General features: G+C 73.5%; 13 protein-coding genes. 9 read left to right on the top strand and 4 right to left on the bottom strand.

Going from position 1 to position 17,694, the window contains the following annotated elements; translation table 11 throughout:
- Positions 1-107: 107 nt before the first annotated feature.
- Positions 108-254 carry a hypothetical protein gene (locus tag UXQ13_RS07560; protein WP_225234159.1) on the top strand — a complete coding sequence of 49 codons (147 nt, stop codon included), beginning with the start codon at positions 108-110 and terminating at the stop codon, positions 252-254.
- Between the two features lie 10 nt (positions 255-264).
- Here the strand turns inward: UXQ13_RS07560 and UXQ13_RS07555 are convergent, their stop codons facing one another.
- Positions 265-696 (bottom strand): hypothetical protein, encoded by a 432-nt coding sequence (locus UXQ13_RS07555; protein WP_225236125.1) that lies wholly within the window; start codon positions 694-696, stop codon positions 265-267.
- A gap of 607 nt (positions 697-1,303) precedes the next feature.
- On the bottom strand, positions 1,304-2,308 hold the full coding sequence (locus tag UXQ13_RS07550) for a hypothetical protein (RefSeq protein ID WP_336392110.1): 1,005 nt from the start codon (positions 2,306-2,308) through the stop codon (positions 1,304-1,306).
- A gap of 284 nt (positions 2,309-2,592) precedes the next feature.
- Here UXQ13_RS07550 and UXQ13_RS07545 point away from each other — a divergent pair, with 284 nt between their 5' ends.
- From UXQ13_RS07545 to UXQ13_RS07525, 6 genes are all read left to right on the top strand, one after another.
- On the top strand, positions 2,593-2,799 hold the full coding sequence (locus UXQ13_RS07545) for a hypothetical protein (protein ID WP_225234161.1): 207 nt from the start codon (positions 2,593-2,595) through the stop codon (positions 2,797-2,799).
- 52 nt (positions 2,800-2,851) lie between these two features.
- Entirely contained in the window at positions 2,852-3,412 is a 561-nt protein-coding gene (locus UXQ13_RS23735) for a molybdopterin-binding domain-containing protein (RefSeq protein WP_225234162.1), read from the top strand.
- Between the two features lie 12 nt (positions 3,413-3,424).
- The gene (gene fdh, locus UXQ13_RS07540) at positions 3,425-6,136 is read left to right on the top strand and encodes a formate dehydrogenase (RefSeq protein WP_225234163.1); all 2,712 of its coding nucleotides are present in this window, start codon (positions 3,425-3,427) and stop codon (positions 6,134-6,136) included.
- Positions 6,133-7,224 carry a 4Fe-4S dicluster domain-containing protein gene (locus UXQ13_RS07535; RefSeq protein WP_225234164.1) on the top strand — a complete coding sequence of 364 codons (1,092 nt, stop codon included), beginning with the start codon at positions 6,133-6,135 and terminating at the stop codon, positions 7,222-7,224. The genes fdh and UXQ13_RS07535 overlap by 4 nt, the downstream gene beginning before the upstream one ends.
- Positions 7,221-8,504 carry an NrfD/PsrC family molybdoenzyme membrane anchor subunit gene (gene nrfD, locus UXQ13_RS07530; protein ID WP_225234165.1) on the top strand — a complete coding sequence of 428 codons (1,284 nt, stop codon included), beginning with the start codon at positions 7,221-7,223 and terminating at the stop codon, positions 8,502-8,504. The genes UXQ13_RS07535 and nrfD overlap by 4 nt, the downstream gene beginning before the upstream one ends.
- A 100-nt stretch (positions 8,505-8,604) precedes the next feature.
- Complete coding sequence (locus tag UXQ13_RS07525) at positions 8,605-8,949, top strand: hypothetical protein (RefSeq protein ID WP_225234166.1); 345 nt, start codon at positions 8,605-8,607, stop codon at positions 8,947-8,949.
- Positions 8,950-8,976: 27 nt separating this feature from the next.
- Here the strand turns inward: UXQ13_RS07525 and UXQ13_RS07520 are convergent, their stop codons facing one another.
- Positions 8,977-10,791 carry a WXG100 family type VII secretion target gene (locus UXQ13_RS07520; protein WP_336392109.1) on the bottom strand — a complete coding sequence of 605 codons (1,815 nt, stop codon included), beginning with the start codon at positions 10,789-10,791 and terminating at the stop codon, positions 8,977-8,979.
- Between the two features lies 1 nt (position 10,792).
- Positions 10,793-11,608: a hypothetical protein gene (locus tag UXQ13_RS07515; protein ID WP_225234168.1), complete on the bottom strand. Its 816-nt coding sequence runs from the start codon at positions 11,606-11,608 to the stop codon at positions 10,793-10,795.
- Between the two features lie 206 nt (positions 11,609-11,814).
- Here UXQ13_RS07515 and UXQ13_RS07510 point away from each other — a divergent pair, with 206 nt between their 5' ends.
- Both UXQ13_RS07510 and UXQ13_RS07505 read left to right on the top strand, forming a co-directional pair.
- Positions 11,815-12,219 (top strand): YbaB/EbfC family nucleoid-associated protein, encoded by a 405-nt coding sequence (locus UXQ13_RS07510; protein WP_225234169.1) that lies wholly within the window; start codon positions 11,815-11,817, stop codon positions 12,217-12,219.
- A gap of 96 nt (positions 12,220-12,315) precedes the next feature.
- Positions 12,316-17,313, top strand: coding sequence for a WXG100-like domain-containing protein (locus tag UXQ13_RS07505; RefSeq protein ID WP_472975159.1), 4,998 nt, complete (start codon positions 12,316-12,318; stop codon positions 17,311-17,313).
- The last annotated feature ends 381 nt before the right edge of the window (positions 17,314-17,694 follow it).

Raw genomic sequence — 17,694 nt, 5'->3', positions numbered from 1 at the left:
AAGGGGGATGCGCCGCACCGGCGTTTTGCGGCTCCAGGGCCGGGGAACCCGGTGTTCACCTGTACGTTCCGCGCACCGTCCCAGCAGTTCCCGGCGAGGTCCCGATGATGTGGCTCTGGCTCCCCTTCGTGTGGTTCGCGCTCGCCTGCCTCGCGGGCGTGTGGCTCGGCGGTGCCCTGCGCACCGCTGAGCGCAACGACCGGCTGCGGGTCGAGGTGGAGTCCGCGCTGCGGTACGAGCTCGCCGGCCTCTGACCCCTGCGGGTCAGGGGGCCGGTACGGCCTCGGCGCCGGGGTAGCCCTGCTGGGAGTCCTGCACAGGCGGCATCGGCTCCACGGGGGTCAGAGCCTCTTCGGTGGCCGGGGGCGAGCTGATTACGCCGGGGGTGGGTGAGGTCGCCGGAGATCCGCTCGGGACGACGGAGGCGGAGGACGAGACGGTCGCTGCCGGCACAGCCGACGAGGTCGCCACGACCTCTTCGGAGACCGCGCCCTGGCCCGGGGGGACGACCTCGGTGCCGGGTACCACGGCCTCACCCGCACCATCGGTGAGGTCGGCCGGATCTGGCGGGGTGGTGGCGGCGGGGGCGGTGGTCGTTGCCCCGGGGTCGCCGACGCCGGTGGAGGACCCGGCCGACGGCTCGGACTCGTCGATGACGTCTCCGGCCTCGACCACGGCGGCGTCGTCAGCGGACACCGCTTGCTGCACCAGGACGGCAGCCGGGACGGCCAGGAAGCTGGCGATCCAGATGGCCAGCGCGATGGGCAGCCACCGGGGTGTTGTCCTCCGCGGTGCACGTCGCGAGCCCGTCGTCGGACCACGGGAAGATCCGGTGGACGGGCCGCGGGTACGGCCCGTCGAGGGTCCCGCCGACGGGGCACGCCGGGATCCGGTGGACGCACCTGACGTCTGGTCGTCCAGGGAGGGCAGCCGTGGGGAGGGAGACGGTGCGGAGCGGCCCAGTGGTCGCCCGACCGTCCGGGACTCCGAGCGCCGCCGGCTTCCGGTGTCCTGCCGATGTCCGCCCATCGTGGTCCCCCGTTGAATTGCATGCGTGTCATTCGCTGCTGACGGAGACGGAAGGTATCGATCGCAGTGCGCACTGGACCAGCCCCGACCGGCGTGTTGGTGGCGACACGCCGGAGGCATTTACATCGCATCGCCTAGTGGGCGAACACGCAGCGTAGTTATCGGTCAGGTGTTCGAACGTTCCCCTGAGGACATGGCCGTCGGGGAAGTGTGCGGGAGCACGGTTCGGTCGGGTGGCGGATGCAGGACCATTCGCCAGCGCGAGAGTTCCGCCTCAGGTGGTCGGCACGCTGCTGTCCGCCTGCACGGACGCGGTGGACGCCGTCGGGTCGGTGAGCTCGGGGTCGAGGACCGGGGTGTTCCCGTCCAGGGTGGCTGCCGGGTCCTCCATGACGGCGCTGGGCGGCGTGCCGGGTTGGCTGCTGGGCCCCGGCGTGGTGGGGGCCGGGCTGGTGCTGCCCGCCGTCGGCGGTGTGGCGACCTGTGGCTGGACGACGGTCGGGGTGTACGCGGTGGGCGAGGGGACCTGGCTCGGCTCCTCCTCGACGACGACGACCGGGACGGTCAGGTCGATCGTGTTCGCCCCAGGCGGCGGACTCGTCGGCAGTGGGGCGGGCTCGGTGGTGCTCGTGCCCGTTCGCGCGGCCTCGTCGGTGCTGACGGGGCCCCCGTCGGAACCGAACCCGCTGGTGAGCACGACGGCACCGACGATGGCCACCACGCCGATGCCCACCCCCGCGGGGATCCAGCGTCGACCGGAGGGGCGGGTGACCACCGTGCGGTGGGTGCGCCGGGCGGCGTCCTCGTCGACGTCGAGGGCCAGGTGTCGGCCGGTGCCGGTGGCCGGTGGGGGAGGGGTCGGGGCAGACGTCGAGCCGTCGTCCATCGCTGCGTGCCGGGCGGTCTCGACCAGGTCGTCGTGCCGGGCGAACTCGGCAGAGATGTCGAGGGCGGGCTCGTCGGAGCGGTCGGTGACGGGGACGGGTGCGGCAGTCATCACGGGCGGTGCCGGCCGCGGCGCGATGACGGAGGGGGTCGTAGCGGTGGCCGGAAGGACGGCGAGGGTGACCGCGCGACGGGCCTCGGCGGCCTTCGCCGCGGCGTCCAGCGCCTCCAGCAGGGCCTGGTCGAGCACCGGCTGGCGGCCGGACTCGCGGATGAGGTCCCGGGCGGCCTTGGCCGCCGTGCCGTCGTCCAGCGGGTCGAGGCCGGTGAACGCGGCGTGCACGGCCGAGTCGTTCATCGGGTCCAGCGGGTCGAACCAGCTGGTCTGGTCCACCGCCGGTGCCAAGGTGGCCGTCCCGGACTGCCGGCCCGGAGGCGGCACCGGCGGCAACGCGCGGCGAGGCGTGATCAAGTGATCGTCCACCGTGGTCCCTTCCCCGTGCGGGTGCCTCCGTGGACACCCAGTCGGCGGGAATGGTGACACTCCGGAGGCATCTGACGACAGTGCGTCTGGGCGTGTCGCCCCGACACGCGGCAGGAGGGGTTCCTGGGACGGATGGGTCCGCCCTCCCGGGTGATGTCCCGGGCGGCCACCCGCCGGACGCCTACGGTTCACCCATGCGGACTGCGGCGGGGGCGCTGGTCGCGCTCGTGTTGAGCGGGTTCACCGCCCTGCTGCTGCACGGCACCTACGAGTTCGAGGGCCCGGTGGTCCTGACGCTGACCTACAACCACGGGCTGCACGCCGGCGACGTGCTGATCCTGCTGGGCTGGGTCGTGGCCATCGTCGCCGTGGTGCTCCTGGTCCGTCGTCCCTCCCGCTGAGCGTCGGGCCCGTGACGGGCGCCGCCGATGTGCCGGTGGCACAGTGGACCCGGTGAAGACCTGGCTCGACTCCTGGCCGGTGTTCCGGCAGCTGACCGGACCCGATCCATTGGGTCGCGGGCACGCTGCCCGGAGCAAGAAGACCGAGGGCATCACCAGCCGGACGGCCACCGCCGACCGCGTGGTGCAGTCGGTCTGCCCCTACTGCGCGGTGGGCTGCGGCCAGCGGGTGTTCGTCAAGGACGAGCAGATCGTGCAGATCGAGGGCGACCCGGACTCGCCGATCAGCCGCGGCCGGCTGTGCCCCAAGGGCAGCGCCAGCAAGCAGCTGGTCACCAGCCCGTCCCGGGTCACCACGGTCAAGTACCGCCGTCCGCACGGGAGCGAGTGGGAGGACCTGGCCCTCGACGAGGCGATGGAGATGATCGCCGACCGCGTGCTCGCCGCGCGGGAGAAGGGCTGGCAGGAGTTCGACGGTGACCAGCGGGTCAACCGCACCATGGGGCTGGCCAGCCTCGGTGGCGCGACGCTGGACAACGAAGAGAACTACCTGATGAAGAAGCTGTACAGCGCCATGGGCGCCATCCAGATCGAGAACCAGGCGCGCATATAGCACTCCGCCACGGTGCCCGGTCTGGGTGCCACGTACGGCCGCGGCGGGGCCACCGGGTTCCAGCAGGACCTGGTCAACGCCGACTGCATCGTCATCGAGGGCTCCAACATGGCCGAGTGCCATCCCGTGGGGTTCCAGTGGGTGATGGAGGCGAAGGCGCGCGGGGCGAAGGTCATCCACATCGACCCGCGCTTCACCCGCACCAGCGCGGTGGCCGACACCCACGTGCCGCTGCGGGCGGGCACCGACATCGCGTTCCTCGGCGGGCTGATCAGCTACGTGCTGGACAACGAGCTCGACTTCCGCGACTACGTGCTGGCCTACACCAACGCGTCGTCCCTGGTCGGTGAGGACTTCGTCGACACCGAGGACCTCGGCGGCCTGTTCTCCGGCTGGGACGACGAGTCGAAGTCCTACGACAAGACGTCGTGGCAGTTCGAGGGTGCGCACGAACCCAGCGCCACCGGCACCGACGAGATCGACCCGCCTGCCCCGGAGCCGGGCAAGGTCGACCCGCAGCCAGCCACCGACCCGACGCTGCAGCACCCGCGCAGCGTCTACCAGGTGATGAAGCGGCACTTCGCCCGCTACACCCCGCAGATGGTCGCCGACATCTGCGGCATCGAGCCCGAGGTCTTCCTCGACGTCGCCCGCGCGGTGACCGCGAACAGCAACCGCGAGCGGACGACGGCCTGGGTGTACTCGGTCGGCTGGACGCACCACACCGTCGGCGTGCAGTACATCCGCACCGCCGGCATCCTGCAGGCCCTGCTCGGCAACATGGGCCGACCCGGCGGCGGCATCCTCGCGCTGCGCGGGCATGCCTCCATCCAGGGCTCGACCGACATCCCGACGCTGTACAACCTGCTGCCGGGCTACCTGCCCATGCCGCACGCCGGCGAGCACGCCACGCTCGACGAGTACTGCAAGGTCGGCGACCAGATGGTCGGCTTCTGGGGCGGCACCCGCGCCTACATGGTCAGCCTGCTCAAGGCCTGGTTCGGCGACGCCGCGACGGCGGAGAACGACTACTGCTTCGACCTGGTGCCCAAGATCAACGGCGACCACGGCTCCTACCGCCAGGTCGCCGACATGATCCAGGGCAAGATCCCCGGCTACTTCCTGGTCGGGGAGAACCCGGCGGTCGGGCACGCCAACGGCAAGATGCAGCGCCTAGGCCTCGCCAACCTGGACTGGCTCGTCGTCCGCGACCTGCAGATGATCGAGTCGGCCACCTTCTGGAAGACCGCGCCGGAGATCGAGACCGGCGAGCTGGTCACCGAGGACATCGGCACCGAGGTCTTCTTCATGCCGGCGGCCACGCACACGGAGAAGGAAGGCACCTTCACCAACACCCAGCGCGTGCTGCAGTGGCACCGCCAGGCGATCGAGCCGCCGGGCGACGCCCGCAGCGACCTGTGGTTCTACTTCCACCTGGGCCGCATCCTGCGCGACCGGCTGCGCGACTCGACCGACCCCCGCGACGCCGGCCTGCAGGCCCTGACCTGGGACTACCCGACCCACGGACCCCTGGTCGAGCCGTCGGCCGAGGCCGTGCTGCGCGAGATCAACGGCACCGGACCGGACGGCAAGACCCTGGGCAGCTACACCGAGCTCAAGGACGACGGGACGACGACCGCCGGCTGCTGGATCTACACCGGTGTCTACGCCGACGAGGTCAACCAGTCCGACCGCCGCAAGCCCGGCCGGGAGCAGAACTGGGTGGCCGGCGAGTGGGGCTGGGCATGGCCGGCCAACCGCCGCACGCTCTACAACCGTGCCTCGGCCGACCCCGAGGGCAAGCCGTGGAGCGAGCGCAAGGCCTACGTCTGGTGGGACGAGGGCGCCCAGCGGTGGACGGGTCACGACGTCCCGGACTTCGAGGCCACCAAGCCGCCGTCCTACCGTCCCGAGCCCGGCGCGAAGGGTCCCGCCGGCATCAGCGGCGCGGACGCCTTCATCATGCAGAACGACGGGAAGGCCTGGCTGTACGCGCCGTCCGGCCTGGCCGACGGTCCGCTGCCGACGCACTACGAGCCCGACGAGTCCCCGGTACCCAACCTGCTCTACCGGCAGCAGGCCAACCCGGGTCGGGAGGTCATCGAGGCCGCCTGGAACCGGAGCAACCCGCCGACCAGCGACGTCTACCCCTACGCGTTCACCACCTACCGGCTGACCGAGCACCACACGGCCGGCGGGATGAGCCGCACGCTGCCCTACCTGAGCGAGCTGCAGCCGGAGTTCTTCGTCGAGGTCAGCCCGCAGCTGGCCGTCGAGCGCGGGCTGGAGAACGGCGGATGGGCGACGCTGGTCAGCGCCCGGACGGCGATCGAGGCCCGGGTGCTGGTCACCGAGCGGATGCGGCCGCTGAAGCTGGGCGGCGGCAAGGTCGTGCACCAGATCGGCATCCCGTACCACTGGGGCGAGCAGGGCATCTCCACCGGCGACAGCGGCAACGACCTGTTCGGCGTGGTGATGGACCCCAACGTGCACATCCAGGAGTCCAAGGTCGCCACCTGCGACATCCAGCCCGGCCGCCGTCCGCGGGGTCCGGCGCTGGTGGACTTCGTGGAGTCCTACCGGCAGCGCGCCGGCGTGAAGAGCGGCCGGGTGCCGGTCGGCGGACGGTCGCCGGTCGAGGAGACGAACATGACCGGTGAGGGCGGTCCGCAGGCCGACACCACCCAGAGCGCACCGGACCACATCGCGGAGGGCACCTCGTGAGCCAGATCAGCTCCGCCAGCCCGGCCTTCACCGGCAACGACCCGGAGAACCGGCTGTTCGGGCCGCTGCCCGACGTCACCGCCGAAGCCGGCTACGAGCCCGACCACCCGGCGCGGGTCGGGTTCTTCACCGACACCAGCGTGTGCATCGGCTGCAAGGCGTGCGAGGTGGCCTGCAAGGAGTGGAACACGCTCCCGATGGACGACGCCGACGGCACGATCGACGCCCTGGGCCTGTCGGGGATGAGCTACGACAACACCGGCATGCTGGGAGCGAACTCCTGGCGGCACGTGGCCTTCGTCGAGCAGTCCCGCGAGGTCGACCTGCCGATGCCGGGGATCGGGCTGCCGGCCGCGCCGGGCCAGGGCGCCGGGTCCGGCGGTGGCTGCGGGGGGTCGTGCGGGTCGGCGGAGACGCCGTCGCACGCGAACGCGGACGGCGCGACGATCGACCAGGCCGACGTGCTCAACGCGCAGGCGCTGTCGAGCTTCGACCCGCAGACCGCGCAGTCGGCCGACCGGGAGATCCGCTGGCTGATGTCCAGCGACGTCTGCAAGCACTGCACGCACGCCGGTTGCCTGGACGTGTGCCCGACCGGTGCGCTGTTCCGCACCGAGTTCGGCACCGTCGTGGTGCAGGACGACATCTGCAACGGCTGCGGCTACTGCGTGCCGGCCTGCCCGTACGGCGTGATCGACCAGCGGAAGGACGACGGCCGGGTCTTCAAGTGCACGATGTGCTACGACCGGCTGACCGACGGTCTGCAGCCGGCCTGCGCGACCGCGTGCCCGACCCAGTCGATCCAGTTCGGTGACCTCGACGAGCTGCAGGCCCGCGCCGACGCACGGCTGGCGACGCTCACCGAGCAGGGCGTGACCACCGCGCGGCTGTACGGCCGGGACACCGACGACGGCGTGGGCGGCGCGGGGGCGTTCTTCCTGCTGCTGGACGAGCCCGAGGTCTACGGCCTGCCGCCGGACCCGGTGGTGACCACCCGCGACCTGCCCTCGATGTGGCGGCACGCCGCGGGTGCTGCGGCGATGCTCGTCGGCGTCGCGCTGTCCGGGTTCCTGGGACGGCGACGGTGACCGGCCGGCACGCCTCCGGCCCCGGCGAGGGAGCCCCGGTCGAGGGCGCCGGCCCGGACCGCGCGGCCCAGGCCCCGGTGGAGCAGCCCGACCCGGAGGTCTCGCAGCCCGCGACGCCGGAGCTGCACCGCACCGGCCGGCCGAACGAGGACGTCGACGCCCCGCTGGACCACCGGCCCGGGGTCTCGGGCGTGGCCACCCCCGGTGGTGGCTGGCGCAAGGCCGACGGCCCGTCCGCGTCCGGTCGGGAGGCGCGCAAGCGCAAGCGCGGTGGACGCCGGGGCGGGGCCCGCGACGGTGATCCGACCGTCGGCGACGCGGACTTCCAGAGCTACTACGGCCGGCAGATCGTGAAGTCGGCCGTCTGGAAGACCCCGGACGTGCCGCTCTACCTGTTCCTGGGCGGCGCGGCCGGCGCGTCTGCGGTGCTCGGCGCCGGAGCCGAGTTCACCGACCGGCCGGCGCTGGCCCGGTCGGCGCACCTGATCGCCGGCGGCGGCGCGATCGCCAGCGTCGGGTTCCTGATCCACGACCTGGGCCGGCCCGAGCGGTTCCTGCACATGCTGCGGGTGTTCAAGCCGACGTCCCCGCTGAGCGTGGGCTCCTACATCCTGTCGCCGTTCAGCACCGCGGCCGGTGGGGCGGCGGCGCTGAGCCTGCTCGGCTCGGTGCCGGCGGTGCGTCGGTCGAGCGGGTGGCTGCCGAAGCTGATCCGCTCGACCGGGCTGCGCCGGACGGCGAGCGTCGGTGCGGCCGCGTTCGGCGGTCCGATGGCGGCCTACACCGCGGTGCTGCTGGCCAACACGGCAACGCCGTCCTGGCACGAGCCGGGGAACCAGCTGCCGTTCGTGTTCACCGGGTCGGCGCTGGCCGCCGGCGGTGGCCTGTCGATGGCGTTCACCCCGGTCGACCAGGCCGGACCGGCCCGAAAGGCCGCCGTCGTGGGCGCCGCGGTCGAGCTGGCCGCGATGCACAAGGTGGAGAACGACCACGGCATCGTCAGCGAGCCCTTCCACATCGGCCGGGCCGGCACGACGCTGCGGATCGCCAAGGCCTGCACCACGGCCGGCGCAATCGGGGCCGCCGTGCTCGGTGGCAAGCGCTGGGGCGCCGTGGCATCCGGCGCGTTGCTGGCGACGGGGTCTCTGCTGACCAGGTTCGGCGTGTTCGACGCGGGGATGGCGTCGTCCAAGGACCCGAAGTACGTCGTCATCCCGCAGCGGGCCCGGATGGCTGCCCGCGCCGAGGCCGCGGCGGCTGCTGCGTCGACCGGCGGCTGACCTCCGGGGGGTAGGTGGTTGTCCACAGGTCCGGTCCGCGGGCTGGTGTCACAGCCGGGCCGGTGGCACGGTGGCCGGGCCGCCACTCCCGGGAGGACCCATGGCCTACGACTCGGTGCACGTCGATCCCGATGCCGCCGGTGCGGCACTGCGCTCCTGGCAGGCGGCCGTGCAGCAGCTCGAGCGGGTGGTGCAGCTGCGGGCCGCCGCCATCGAGGATGCCGAGGCCGCCCGGCCCTGGGGCGGGGACAACGGTGGTCCGCTGTTCGCAGACGTCTACCGGCAGGGCGCAGCACCGTCCCGGGACGCGGTGCAGACGATGACCGGCCGGCTCGACGAGCTCGGCGTGCAGGTTGCGGCGGCAATCCAGGCGTCCCTCGCCAGCGACGAGGCCCAGGCCGCGGCGTTGGCCCCGGCACGGGCCAGGCTCGACGCCGGCCGCTGACCTGCGGCTGGCTCCCGCGGTCGACCGTCATGAGCTGGGCGGTCGACCCGAGGCGTGCTGCTGACGGTCCTCGTCCCACGCCGCCCGCCGCCGGGACCGGTCGACGGCGCGGGCCTCGGCGGGTGTGGGCGCCAGGTCCGGTGCGGCGTGCCGGCCGCGACGCACGGTCGCCGGTGCCGGTGCCGGTGCCGGTGCCGGTGCCGGTGCCGGTGCGGGATGCCGGTGGTTCGTCGGCGCGGCGGGTCGGATCGACGGTCCGGCGTCCAGGGGGCGGGCGGCGCTCAGGAGTCGGGGGGCGTCGAGCGCGGGAGGTCGGGCAGCCGGACTGGCCAGCGGCTGGGCCGTGCGACCGCGCAGGTGCACATCGGCCTTCGGCGCTACCCCTGTCCGTCGGGACGGCAGGCTGCCTCCACGGCCACCCAGCAGAGGCGGGACGGCGCCGTGCGACGGTGCCGGGGCGGGGGGCACGGCGGGGGAGCCGGGCTGACGGGACCGCACCGGCGCACCAGGAGCCGGCGGCAGCTTCGGTGCCCCCAGATGCTCAGGCAGCCCGTGGAGTCCGCGGCCACGCAGGTGGTCCTGCAGCGTCGGGGGCCCGATGGGCCGCATCGGAGTCAGACCCGGCGCCGGGCCGGGCACGGTCGGGATGTGGTCGATCGCGGGCGCTCGGCGTCCGGCCAACGACGGCACGGCACCTCGGCCGACCTGGCTGAGCCCGGCCGGGAGGGTCGGGACCACCGGCGCGCGTCCTGGCCCCTGGGTGGCATGGACCCAGTGGTGGCCCGCCAGCCTCGGCGAAGCGGGAACCCAGCGCGCGCCCGCCGGCCCCGGAGCGGACGACACCTGGGGAAACGGCCAGGACGGGGCTGAGATTGACACGGCTGCAACCACGTCGGCCGCCCCCCAAGCCGGGGCCACCGGCACCCGCCCGGTGAGGACCGGCGCACCAGGTGGGACCACGGGTGAAGGCAGGGCCGGGATGCCAGGCGCAGCCGTGATGCCCGGCGTGGACAGCATCGCGGGCGCGGGCAGCGGCGGCATCGATGGAGCAGTGGGGAGCGTGGGCAAGGCCGATGCGGCACGCGGCACCGGGACGGCAGGGGCCATCGGGATGCGGGGCGCCGCTGGCCCACCCGGGAAGCCGACCCCGTCGGGCAGCCAGGCGCCGGTGACCAGGGCAGCGAGGGTGGCGTTCCCGGGGACGACCGCGTCGGTGGGACCGGCGAACACGGGACCGGGCGCCGCGAAGGTCAACGCGCTCTGGGCGAACCGGGTGGCGAGCGGGCCCACCACCTCGTCGAGCGCCTGACGGGTGTACCGGCGGACGTTGTCCTCCAGGTCCCCGGCCACGAGTGCGCTGTCCACCAGGTCGGTCACCGCCGTGCCGGCCGGTCCCAGCAGGCTGCCTGAGGTGTCCGGCCGGTCGGCGATCGCACCGGCCGCCCGGGTGAAGTCGTCCCAGATCCACTGCATCCGCAGCTTCGCGCCGGCCACGACCACGGCGAGGTCGGCCAGCTCGGTGGCCCGCGCGGCGGCGATCTCGGACCAGGACTCCAGCGAGCCGACCGCGGCCGCGCCGCGCTCAGCGAACCTGGTCGACGCCTCGGACCGCCAGCCGTCGCCGAGCCCGGCCAGCGACCGCCGCAGGGAGCGCGCCTCGGCGTCCAGCAGACCGCCGAGGTCCTGCCAGGCCACTGCGGCGTCCCGCATCCCGGTCGGGTCCTCGAGCATGACGGCGGGGTAGATCCGGGTGATGGTGAGCAGCCGGAGGTCCAGCCCGCCGGCCTCCACCGGGTCCACCCGGTAGCCGCCGCCGGCGCCGTCCGTGCGCGGGGCCGGCACCTCAGCCCGCCCCACCGAGGGCCGCCGCGAGGTCCGTGGCCTGCTGGTCGTGTTCCTGCACGACGTCGGTGTCGGGCTCGGCGGCCGGGACGTCGTCGGGGTCGGCCTGCACCACCTCGCTGACACCGTGGTCGTCGACGACCGCGGTGTACGGGATGCCGTGCTGCGCGGTGAGCCGCTCGGCCGTGCGAAGAGCCTCGTCGTGGTCGCCGGCCGGGTCGTAGCGGGCCTCGGCCAGCACGCCGTCGTCCCCGATCTGGTCGTCGTGCGCGGCGACGGCGTCGGCGGGGCGGGAGTACCGGTCGTCGGCTGTGCCGGGGCGTCGTCCGGCGTCCAGCTGGTTGCCGAAGCGCTGCTGCTCCGGGTCCGGCGGCAGCGGCGGACGGGTGCCGTCGACCTGGTTCTGCGCACGCAGCGCCTCGTGCGCCACCCGCTCGGCCTGCGCGGCGGCGTCGGCCCGCCGCGACGTGATGCTGGTCTGGCCGGTTGCTGGCGCGAAGGCGGCGTCGACAGCGGCCATGCTGACCGCCTGCTCGGCGTCCCCGGCGCGGTAGTGCGCCGCCGCGGTCGCGGCCACGTAGCTCAGCGACAGCAGCCCGTCGTGCACGTCGCGCAGGAACCGGGCAGTTGCCTGGGTCGCGGCCGAGTAGGCGCCGGCGGCGACCACCGACTCCTGCATCCCGCTCCCGCCGAGACCGGCGCCGGCGATCGGCAGCTGGAGCGAGGAGGTCGCAGTGGCGACGTCGGCGGCGCGGGCGTGCAGGCGGCTCGCGAACTCCAGGACGACGTCCGCGTCCACATCGGTGCTCTCGCTCATCGGGCCTCCCTCGGCGTCCGCGGCTGGTGATGACGGGGAGCGTAGGTCGGGGTGGTGACGCCACCAACCCGTTGCCCGCAGCCTGTGGACAACTGCGAAAGTCCAGCTCAGAGCGCTCGTTTCGGTCGTCGAGCCCGCGGTGGCCCGGTCGGCGGCCCCTACCGTCCGCTGCACCACTTGTCCTCGACCGGCAGGAGTGCAGCCCCATGACCGAGCCCGACCGACGTCCCACCGTCGACTTCCGCGCCTACGCGCAGCAGCTGCAACTCGACCTCCGGCGGCTGGTCGAGCAGGGTCCCGAGCTGGCCCGTCAGGCGCGCGCGGTGCAGGCCACCGAGACCTCGCCGGACGGGCTCGTCTCGGTCACCGTCGGCCCGCAGGGTCGCGTCGTCCGGCTCGACCTGGACCCGCGGATCTACCGGACGCAGGACGCCGGGGCGCTGGCCGCGCTGATCACCGAGACCATCGAGCACGCCGTCTGGACCGCCGAGGACCAGGTGGTCGCGCTGATGTCCGGCGTCGCCGACGGCGAGCAGGTGCGCGCGATGCTCAACGGGGACGACGAGGTCGTCGCCGGGATCGTCGGCGAGCAGCTCCGCGGCCGGCGCTGACCGCAGGACACGGTGGTGCAGCGCCCGGACGACGTCGTCAGCCCGTTCACCTGGCTGGGGGCGGACGGCGACGGGTTCTGGGTCGACCTGCTGTCGATGGTGTTCGGCGGGTCCACCTGGCCCGAGGGCAGCGAGTCGGCGGTGGGGGAGCTGGCGCAGGAGTGGGCCGACCTGGCTCAGGGGCTCGCCGACGCGTCGGGTGACCTGCAGTCGGCGGCCGCCGAGCTGCTGACCGCGTGGGACGCACCGGCGGCCGAGGCCTTCGACGACCTGGCCCGGACGCTGCTCGGGTCGGCCGAGTCCGGGCTGCCCGGGCACGTGCAGAACGCCGCGGCGGTCGCGCGCCAGGTCGGCGGCTTCGGGGTGGACCTGCAGTACGCGAAGGTGTCGGTGAACGTGGCGGTCGCCGTCGCGGCCACGGCAGCGGTGCTCGCGATGGTGATGGCCTTCGCCGGCGGGCTGTCCCTGGCGACGCTGGGGCCGATCGCGTCGACCGCTCGGCAGGCGGTGCTCACCGCGCTGGAGGGCCTCGCGTCCGCGGCCGGACGGCGGGCGCTGGTCCAGGACGTCGGCCGGGCGGTCGTGGACGGGGCGGGACGCGTGGCCGCGGTCCACACGACCGGTCACCACCTGCGGCACGAGGTCGTGGAGGAGGTGCTCGAGGAGCTGGGGATCGACGTCGGTACGCAGGCCTGGCAGGCCGGCGACGGGACGCGCACCAGCTGGGACGGGCTCTCCACGGTGACAGCCGGGCTGGCCGGGGGTACCGGTGGTGCGGTGGGCGCAGGGCTGGTGGCGCCGGTGTTCTCGCGGATGCGGTCGACGCCGCGGATGGCCGCGCGGGCCGGGCTCGGCGCCGGTGGCGGGCTCGCCGCGCGGACCGGCAACGGCGTGCTGCGGCACTCCGGCGGGCTGGCCGCCACCGCCGGCACCAACGTCGTGGCCTCGCCGGCGGGCGGCATCGCGGCGGGTCTGCTGACGGGGCAGGGCATCCCGACGATGGACGGCTTGACCTTCCTCGCCGCCGCGCTCGGTGCAGCGGGCCGCTACGGCACGGTCAGCCCGACCCACCCGGCAGTGCTGGCCGCGGGCACGCGGCCGATGCAGACGCTGACCCGCTTGCACGTCGACGCGTTGGCCGGACGCACCGCGCAGGAGGAGTTCCGCGGGGCTGCTCTCGATGCGGCCGGCTCTCCGGGGAGTGGCGCGGTCGACCCGGACACAGATGGCCGGGTCGCAGTAATAGCGGACACCGCGGGGGCGGACCGGCTGACGACCTCTCGGACAGCTTCCGCGCTGGCCACCGCGGACCCGAGCCGGGCGGCGGCCACCTCGTTCGGGGACGGGCCTGCGTCGGCAGGTCCCGCGGCGCCCGTTATCTCGTCCGCCGCGCCGGCCGGGACCATTGCTGGACCGCCCGACGTCGGTCCGGGAGCCTCGGTGGCCGACGCGGTAGGGCCCTCGGCGGCGGGTGCGGACCGAGCGCCCGGCATGGGTGTGATCGCCGCCGGCTTGGCCGAAGGCGCACGTCCCTCGGCGGCCGCCGGTGGGCCTGTCGATACCTGGGCTGCAGCTGCCGAGGTCCCCACTCCGACGGCAGTGAGCGCGGCCGAGCAGTCAGGGGCGTTCGAGGTCCACCGGGCCGTGTCCTCATCAGTGCAACCGTCGACCGACCACGCCGCAGGGCTCGGAGACGTTCCCGCGGGAACGTCTCCGGCCGCGGACGTGCCGGGATCGACGCAGCCCCACGCCGGTGACGGCGGGATCGGCGGCGACAGCGACGGACCGAAGGCTGGCGGGACGTCGGACGCAGACGGCCAGACCCAGGATGGGCAGGGGCACGAGCCCGCCGCTCCCGCGGAAGCTTCGCCCCCACCGCCGGTGGATCCGCCGCCGTCGGCCGAGCGGGAGCACTACGAGGGCAGTCCGAGGGCGATCCAGCGGTACGCCATCGAGGCGGTCGCCGGGGCGCAGCCCTGGGCCGACCTGGTGGGGCAGCAGCTCGACGAGGTCTTCGATGTTCTAGAGGCGGGCGGGTTCCCGAGGCCTGAGGCGGTCGGCACCGAGAACGCGGTCAAGACCGTGTGGTCGGCGGTCCGAAAGATCCAGCCGCCGGTGCAGGGTGGGTCCACGGTCGCCTCGGCGTTCTGGGCCATGGACGACCTGGTCCGGTTCGCGGTGCAGACCGACCCGTCCCGCTACGGCGACTCTGTGCTCGCCACCCTCGAGCTGCTGGGCCAGCACGGATGGGCAGCGCCGGTCCCGCGACCCGGTCAGCCGGCGCATGAGGACTGGCGGAACACCTGGGCGCCGGGCAACCGGCACTTCGGCCTGCTCGTCGTGCTGACCCATGTGGTGACCGGCCAGCGCATCGAGGTGCAGTTCCCAACGGCGACGTCGTGGGCGGTGGGCAAACAGACCCACGAGATGTACGAGACGTTCCGCTTGAACCGAGACAACCCTCTAGAGCGGGTCGAAGCGCTGGCGCAGATCCGAGAGATCGTGCGTTCGCAAGGGCTGGAATCTGAGGTCGTGCGGGGACTCGACAAGCTAGGGCCCGGCAAGGCAAACAGTCCGGCGCGCATCTTTGAGAAGGATCCGGAACTAGCGGTCCAGTTCATCAAGGCTGCAGTGCACAAGGTTGGGTCGGCCGAGACCTTCCTGGTCCGGGCCGGTATTAGCCAGCCGGTCGTGGAAGAGATAGTCACGGCCGCCGAGAAGGTGGCTGCACAGCAGACCACGGAGGGAGGATCAACGGATGACGGATCCGAAGCACCCGGGCTGGGTGTTGTGGGAACGGGTGCGGCAGGAGGACGAGGCGCTGCTGGACAAGGTGCGAGCCAGGAACGAGAGGCTGGGTTTGGCTCCGCCGCCCCCCTATCAAGCTCTCCCGGACGACCCGGGCGAGGAACACCTCGACCTGCTCGTGCGGCACGAGGCCGAGGACCTGGAGCGGGCGGAGGTCTTCGAGTACGCAGTCGTGACTTGGACCAAGCTCGGCGTCACCCAGATCTTGGCGCGGCGGAACGTGCGGGGGAGCTGGGAGACGGTCCTGTTCGACGTGCCCAGCGGCCGGTGGATCTGGGACCCGGTGAGCGGCAGCGAGACGAACGCGCAAGCGGTGTTCGACGAGGACCCGTACGTCCAGATGGAACCGGCGACCCGCGAGGAGGCGGAAGCAGCAGCCCGCAGGAAGGGCACGACGCTGCCCACCCCCGAACGCCTGCTGGAGATCTGCCAGAACCAGGAGGGCCGGGAGCTGGGCATGTCGGCCACCCGCTCGGACCGGGACAACCGCGGGCGCACCTGAACGGCCCGCTCGCCGTCGGCGCGGACACCGCGTCGGCCCTCGACCACGTGCTGGCCGAGTCCGGAGCGCAGGTGCTCTGGCAGGGCGCCGACGGGTCGCTGTCCGGACGGGCGTTGCTGCTGGCCGACGGCTCGTCCATCCGGGTCAGCACCGGTGACAACCCCTGGGCGACACCTGAGCCCGACCGCCCGCTGCAGATGTGGACCGTGGGTGCCGTTCACCTCGACGACGGCCCGCTCACCCCGGCGGCGTCGGCGTTCCTGGTCGACCTGTCCGCAGCCCTCGACGACGAGGTGGGCCACCCCGGTCCGTCGTCCGAGTGGCTGTCCCAGCGGGCCACCCTCGACCCGCGCACCCACCGGATCACCGAACGCGGTGTCGCCCGTCCGCATGACGGCGGGGACGACGTCTGGGTGTGGGACGCCGCGCAGGGGTGGGTCGATGCGCGGCGGGCCGGTGGGCTGGCCCGGGTGCTCGACGAGGGGCTGGTGCCTGCCAGTGACTACGCCAGCTGGTCGGTGGAGCCGCTGGCCGGCGAGGTCCTGCATCGAGCCGCCCGGGTCACCACGGAACTGCACCGGAGCCGTTTGGCGGAGCTGCACCCCGGCGCACCCCACGACGCGACCTCCGTCGCTCGCGCCGAGCAGCGGAACACGCTGCGCCGGGCGGCGGCGGACTGGGCCGCGTCGACGGTCACCCCGGCACTCGCCCTGTTCCTGGACTCCCCGGTGCACGCCGTCGCCGTCGCCGGGGACCGCCTGCTCGTCGAGCTGGACGGCGGCGGGCTCGCGGTCGTCGCCGTCGCGGTGGCGGAGAACGATGCGTTGCCAGGCAGCCGCCCCGGGCTGCAGCAGGCCGGCACCACCACCCACATCGGCCGGCTGCGCAACGAGCTGGCCGACCTCACCACCACGGAGCAGCAGCGCGCCGTCGTCCACGCCCTGACCCATGACCTGCAGCACGGCACCGTCCGGCACTTCCGGGTGCAGGGCGTGGTCACCGACGGCGAGTTCGTCGGCACCCGGGTGACCGAGTTCGAGGTCCTCCGACCCGCTCCCGACGAGGTCGGGGCCCCGCGGGCCCGCGTCGAGCCCCACCGGCACATCGACCCCGGGCTGAGCACCCGGGAGGCCATGGGTCGAGCGGTCGCTGGCTGGACGCCGACCTCGGTCACCGATGCCGTCGCCAACGCCTCGCGCTGGCTTCCCTCCGTCAACCCGCTGTACTCGGCCTACCCGGTCACCAGCCGGATGCCGTACGGCAACAACTGCGGTGACTGCTCCCGGGCGGTCGCCGACCTGGTCCAGGGCAGGGACGTCCGGACGGCGTTCGGTGACAACGGGGCCCGGGTGCTCGACAGCTGGCAGCACTGGGGCACCTCGCCAGGAGAGCTGCCCGAGATGTGGCGTTGGGCGGGCACCGTGCCTGGCTGGCACGGCCGCCCGAGCTCCGTGTCCCCGGCCCGGTTCACCGCCGAAGCCGACACCCGCATCGGTCAGGCGCTGTCGACCGCACCCGAGGGCACCGTGGCGATAGTGCTGGTCAACTGGGCCAACGAGCACGGTCGGACCACGGGTGGGCACTGGTTCACCGCCGTGGTCACCGAGGACGGAGTCGAGTGGATCGATGGCCAGAGCGCCGAGCACCACGCCTGGCCGCCGCGGTACACCCAGCCGTACAACGGGTTCAGCGTCATCACCCGTGCCGAGGACTCGGACACCTGGGAGGACCTGTTCCGCGGGAACGGGCGTGCAGTGCCCGCCGACCCGCACCCGACCGCTTGACCGCACCCCGGACCCGGTGGTGTCGATCTCGCATCTCCGGCGGCGCCAGGATCACGGCGACCGACGAAGCGGGGACCTCGACCGCGAGCCCGACGTGGTGGCCCGTGACGTGGAGTTGCTGTGCGCAGAGTGACACCGGATGCGGCGGACGGCGTTCGACCAGCGGCCGGCCGACGGCACGTGGGCCACGCAGCAGCGTCAGACTTACGACCGCGGAGACGGCGCGGCGGTGCTGCCCGACGACGTCGAGCTGGTGATGTCGCCCTGGATGAGCCCTGGGTCGGTGGCCGAGCGGCTGTTCCTGTTCGCCGCGTCCTGCTCGGCGGCCGACCGGTCCGGGGCCGGCGGTGGGTTGGTGGAGGAGGGGAGGCCATCGAGGTC

It is taken from the genome of Klenkia terrae (genome assembly GCF_037083865.1).
Classification (GTDB): Bacteria; Actinomycetota; Actinomycetes; order Mycobacteriales; family Geodermatophilaceae; genus Klenkia; species Klenkia terrae.
This window is presented reverse-complemented; position numbering and strand designations above follow the sequence as displayed.

What these genes read in the sequence shown, in the direction of transcription:
- UXQ13_RS07560 (WP_225234159.1), top strand. Translation starts at nt 108, where the DNA reads ATGTGGCTCTGGCTCCCCTTCGTGTGGTTCGCGCTCGCCTGCCTCGCG.
- UXQ13_RS07545 (WP_225234161.1), top strand. Translation starts at nt 2,593, where the DNA reads ATGCGGACTGCGGCGGGGGCGCTGGTCGCGCTCGTGTTGAGCGGGTTC.
- UXQ13_RS07525 (WP_225234166.1), top strand. Translation starts at nt 8,605, where the DNA reads ATGGCCTACGACTCGGTGCACGTCGATCCCGATGCCGCCGGTGCGGCA.
- UXQ13_RS07515 (WP_225234168.1), bottom strand. Translation starts at nt 11,608, where the DNA reads ATGAGCGAGAGCACCGATGTGGACGCGGACGTCGTCCTGGAGTTCGCG.
- UXQ13_RS07510 (WP_225234169.1), top strand. Translation starts at nt 11,815, where the DNA reads ATGACCGAGCCCGACCGACGTCCCACCGTCGACTTCCGCGCCTACGCG.
- UXQ13_RS07505 (WP_472975159.1), top strand. Translation starts at nt 12,316, where the DNA reads ATGGTGTTCGGCGGGTCCACCTGGCCCGAGGGCAGCGAGTCGGCGGTG.